Genomic DNA, 4,941 nt, shown 5'->3' on the forward strand with positions numbered 1-4,941 from the left:
GCGCGGGCGAATGAATCCGCAGTTGAGTATCGTTCGCGTCTGCGTTTGAGTATGAGTGGGAGGCGGCGAGAACGTGTTCCCAGAGGTTCGCACACTCCAGTACTTGCGTTCACGCTGGCGAGCTTAACTTCCGTGTTCGAGATGGGTACGGGTGTTACCTCGCCGCTGTGGCCGCCTTAACGCCAACCGACGGAATCGAACCGTCGTTATGATACCAATCGTTGGTGGTTCTACGAACCGTATGATGCGCGTGCAATCCAGTTAACGCCTGAACCCGTTCATCCGAAACCAGCGGACTGGTCCGATGAACAGTATGAATGTGGCATGGACTGTTAGTGCTCGTGGGCTGAACGCCTCGTTGCCTCGGCGCGTACACCCCAAGTCTATCGAACTCGTCTTCTACGAGTGTCCGTGGTGGTACTTCTTTTCCAGGTGGGTTTCGAGCTTAGATGCGTTCAGCTCTTACCCCGTGTCGCGTAGCTACTCGGCATCTGCCCTCTCGGACAACCGATACACCAGCGGCGACCAATCGTAGTTCCTCTCGTACTATACGATCGTTCCCGTCAAGTACCTCACACCCCCAATAGATAGCAGCCGACCTGTCTCACGACGGTCTAAACCCAGCTCACGACCTCCTTTAATAGGCGAACAACCTCACCCTTGCCTGCTTCTGCACAGGCAGGATGGAGGGAACCGACATCGAGGTAGCAAGCCACCGGGTCGATATGTGCTCTTGCCGGTGACGACTCTGTTATCCCTAAGGTAGCTTTTCTGTCATCTACGGGTCCCATGGAGGGACCTCGTAGGTTCGCTAGACCACGCTTTCGCGTCAGCGTCACTCGTTAGGAATGACACTGTCAGACTTCCGTGTGCTCTTGCGCTCTTCCACGAGTTTCCGACTCGCGTGAGGAAATCTTTGGGCGCGCTCGATATCTTTTCGAGCGCGTACCGCCCCAGTCAAACTGCCCGGCTACCGGTGTCCTCCTCCCGGAGTGAGAGTCGCAGTCACTGACGGGTAGTATTTCAATGCTGCCTCGGTGGCCCGCTAGCGCGGGTACCTGTGTAACGGCTCCTACCTATGCTGCACATCAGCGACCACGTCTCAGCGACAGCCTGCAGTAAAGCTCTATAGGGTCTTCGCTTCCCCTTGGGGGTCTCCAGACTCCGCACTGGAACGTACAGTTCACCGGGCCCAACGTTGGGACAGTGGCGCTCTCATTGATCCATTCATGCAAGCCGCTACTGAAGCGGCAAGGTACTACGCTACCTTAAGAGGGTCATAGTTACCCCCGCCGTTGACGGGTCCTTCGTCCTCTTGTACGAGGTGTTCAGATACCCGCACTGGGCAGGATTCAGTGACCGTACGAGTCCTTGCGGATTTGCGGTCACCTATGTTGTTACTAGACAGTTGGAGCGCCCGAGTCACTGCGACCTGCTCGGTCAGGAGCAGGCATCCCTTATCGCGAACTTACGGGACTAACTTGCCGAATTCCCTAACGTCGGTTGATCCCGACAGACCTTGGCTTTCTCCGCCAGAGTACCTGTGTCGGATCTCGGTACGAGCAGACATCTTGCCTTTTCACGGGCTCTGAGTACCACTGACTTGCGCTATCTCGCGCTTCGCTCGCTTCGTGCCGTTACGGCTTCCACGAGTTTCCACGATTTGACCGGGCGAAGGCCCGGTTCAGTGTTTCCCAAAGCGTCGGCTTTGAGTGATGCTGGTACTGGAATATTAACCAGTTTCCCATTTGTCTCATTCGAGTTACGGTGAGACTTAGGATCGACTAACCCTCGGCTGATTGGCAGTGCCGAGGAACCCTTACTCGTAAGGTCGTCGGGGTTCGCACCCGACTCTCGCTGCTACTGTGACCAGGATTTTCGTTTCTGAACGGTCCACACGAACTCTCGCCCGTGCTTCCACCCGTACAGAATGCCAGCCTACTGGGTCACCATAATGGTGCCGCCAGGTCTCGGTGGTGGATTTGAGCCCCGATCATTTTCGACGCCTCGAACCTCGGCCGGTAAGCTGTTACGCTTTTCTTAGAGGGTAGCTGCTTCTAAGCTCACCTCCCGGCTGTTTAGGGCTCGAGACAATCTTCGATCGCACTTAATCCACACTTGGGGACCTTAACCCGGCTCTGGGTTGTCTCCCTCACGGACCACAAGCTTACCCCGCAGTCCGGATTCCCATCGTCTACGACGTCTGCAAGTTCGGAGTTCGACAGAGTGGCCGACTCCTCTCGGAGGCGGGTCACTCAATCGGTCGCTCTACCTCGCAGACTATCTCGGATGAGGTCATGCTTCGACATGTTTCGGCTGGAACCAGCTGTTGCCAGATTCGATGGGCCTTTCACCCCTACACGCAGGTCACGGGAGGGTATTGTAAGACACCAACCCTAACAGACCTCCACGTGGCTTTCGCCACGCTTCGTCTTGCCTTCGTGTAGATCATCTGGTTTCGGGTCGCACCCACTTGACTCCCCGCGCTTGAACACGGCGGCCCTCGCAATGCTGCGGCCTTGTCGGTTTCCCTACGCCTTCCAGGATGATCCTGTTAGACTCGCCAAGTAAGTGCACTCCCTGGTTCGTTTTTCAAAACGTACGACGGAACACCGGCTTCCTCGGATTCCTACTGGTGGGTCGCCCCACGGTTGTTTTTCCGAGGACCTTGTATGCCCCGTCGCTCTATCACTGACTGATTTCAGGCCCTATTGCACCGCCCTTTTCGGGGTGCTTTTCAGCGTTCGCTCACGCTACTTGTTCGCTATCGGTCTCGAGGAGTGTTTAGTCTTCGCAGTCGATGCCTGCGACATTCACGAGGGATATCCAACCCTCGCTACTCTGGAGCAACCTCGGGTTCTCGCGGACACGATACGGGGTTGTCACCCTGTATCACGCTCCATTCCAGGAGACTTCTCGTGTCGTTGAGAGCCGTTATAGGATGTCCGTACACCACATTTCCTTGCGGATTCGGTTTGGACTGTGTCGCGTTCACTCGCCGTTAGTAACGACATCTCGGATTGATTTCTGTTCCTGTTCCTACTAAGATGTTTCAATTCGGAACGTTCCCTATTGCGCGATGGCAATTGTTGAAGGGATTCCCATTCGGAGATCCTGAGTTCTTCGCTTCCATGCAGCTTCCTCAGGCTTATCGCAGCTTGGCACGTCCTTCGTCGGCTCTCGAGCCGAGCCATTCACCAGCCAGTACAGTAGCCAGTTACAGTTGTTATCGGACGTCCACGTGTCCCGGTTGAACGGGTTCAGTGGGCGTCTGGATTGCACGCGTACATACGGTCGTCATTGAACGTCCGGAGGGTGTGATATGTTCCGGAGCGTCCGTCGAACCCTTCCTATCCACGCTTTCGCGGGATAGTGCATCAGTTCGTGGGATTTGTACGAAATCCTCGCTCCCACTTAAGGGGAGCGATTCGTTCGTGTGCTGTCCCAGTATGGACCCGCTGGGATTTGAACCCAGGGCTTCCTCCTTGCAAAGGAGGTGCTCTGCCGCTGAGCTACGGGCCCGTGTTAGCCTTGGTAGTTCTAAGGTGCCCGTTCGGTCGGGCGGTGGCGTCGAGGTACGAACGGAGCGGCACGCGAATGTGCCAAAGGTGGGCTAGGCGCGACGGCCTAGTCCCGATCGTTAGGAGGTGATCCAGCCGCAGATTCCCCTACGGCTACCTTGTTACGACTTAAGCCCCCTTGCGAAGCCCAGATTCGACCATCTTGCGATGGCCTCATCCGGACCTCACTCGGGTGCTTTGACGGGCGGTGTGTGCAAGGAGCAGGGACGTATTCACCGCACTCTTCTGAAATGCGATTACTACCGAATCCAGCTTCATGAGGGCGAGTTTCAGCCCTCAATCCGAACTACGACCGAATTTCGGAGATTAGCGTTCCCTTTCGGGGTTGCAACCCATTGTTTCGGCCATTGTAGCCCGCGTGTAGCCCAGCTCATTCGGGGCATACTGACCTACCGTTGCCCGTTCCTTCCTCCAGTTTGGCACTGGCAGTCCTCCTAATGTACCCAGCCAGTCGGAACTGCTGCTGGCAATTAAGAGTGCGGGTCTCGCTCGTTGCCTGACTTAACAGGACGCCTCACGGTACGAGCTGACGGCGGCCATGCACCTCCTCTCTACAGCTCGTGGCGAGGTCATCAACCTGACCGTCATTACTGTAGTCGGAGCTGGTGAGATGTCCGGCGTTGAGTCCAATTAAACCGCAGGCTCCTCCGGTTGTAGTGCTCCCCCGCCAATTCCTTTAAGTTTCATCCTTGCGGACGTACTTCCCAGGCGGTTCACTTCTCGGCTTCCCTACGGCACAGCACAGGCTCGTAGCCTGTGCCACACCTAGTGAACATTGTTTACGGCTAGGACTACCCGGGTATCTAATCCGGTTCGAGACCCTAGCTTTCGTCCCTCACTGTCGGATCCGTCTTCTCGAGGTGCTTTCGCCATCGGCGGTCCGTCTAGGATTACGGGATTTCACTCCTACCCCAGACGTACCCCTCGAGCCTTCCGGTCCCAAGCCGTGAAGTTTTCGCCGGACGCCCATCCGTTGAGCGGATGGATTTCCCGACGAACTTTCACGGCCAGCTACGGACGCTTTAGGCCCAATAAGATTGGCCATCACTTGAGCTGCCGGTATTACCGCGGCGGCTGGCACCGGTCTTGCCCAGCTCTTATTCGAGAACCGCCTTACGGTTCTCAAAAGCGAGGACTATATGCCCTCGCACTCGGAGTCCCCTTATCGCACTTGCGTGCAGTGTAAAGGTTTCGCGCCTGCTGCGCCCCGTAGGGCCCGGAATCTTGTCTCAGATTCCGTCTCCGGGCTCTTGCTCTCACAACCCGTACCGATTATCGGCACGGTGGGCCGTTACCCCACCGTCTACCTAATCGGCCGCAGCCGCATCCTGCAGCGCCGGAGCGTTTGCTGATCCCGGCT

1 tRNA gene and 3 rRNA genes are annotated in these 4,941 nt (G+C 56.6%); all 4 read right to left on the bottom strand.

From position 1 onward, the window contains the following. Positions 1 to 57: 57 nt before the first annotated feature. Positions 58 to 179: ribosomal RNA gene (gene rrf, locus NDI76_RS22510) — 5S ribosomal RNA — on the bottom strand. 135 nt (positions 180 to 314) lie between these two features. Continuing rightward, a 23S ribosomal RNA gene (locus tag NDI76_RS22515) occupies positions 315 to 3,222 on the bottom strand. 228 nt (positions 3,223 to 3,450) lie between these two features. Further along, a tRNA-Ala gene (locus tag NDI76_RS22520) sits at positions 3,451 to 3,522 on the bottom strand. Between the two features lie 120 nt (positions 3,523 to 3,642). Further along, positions 3,643 to 4,941 (bottom strand): 16S ribosomal RNA (locus tag NDI76_RS22525); the annotation flags it as partial.

The sequence above is a fragment of the Halogeometricum sp. S1BR25-6 genome (assembly GCF_031624495.1).
Lineage (GTDB): Archaea > Halobacteriota > Halobacteria > Halobacteriales > Haloferacaceae > Halogeometricum > Halogeometricum salsisoli.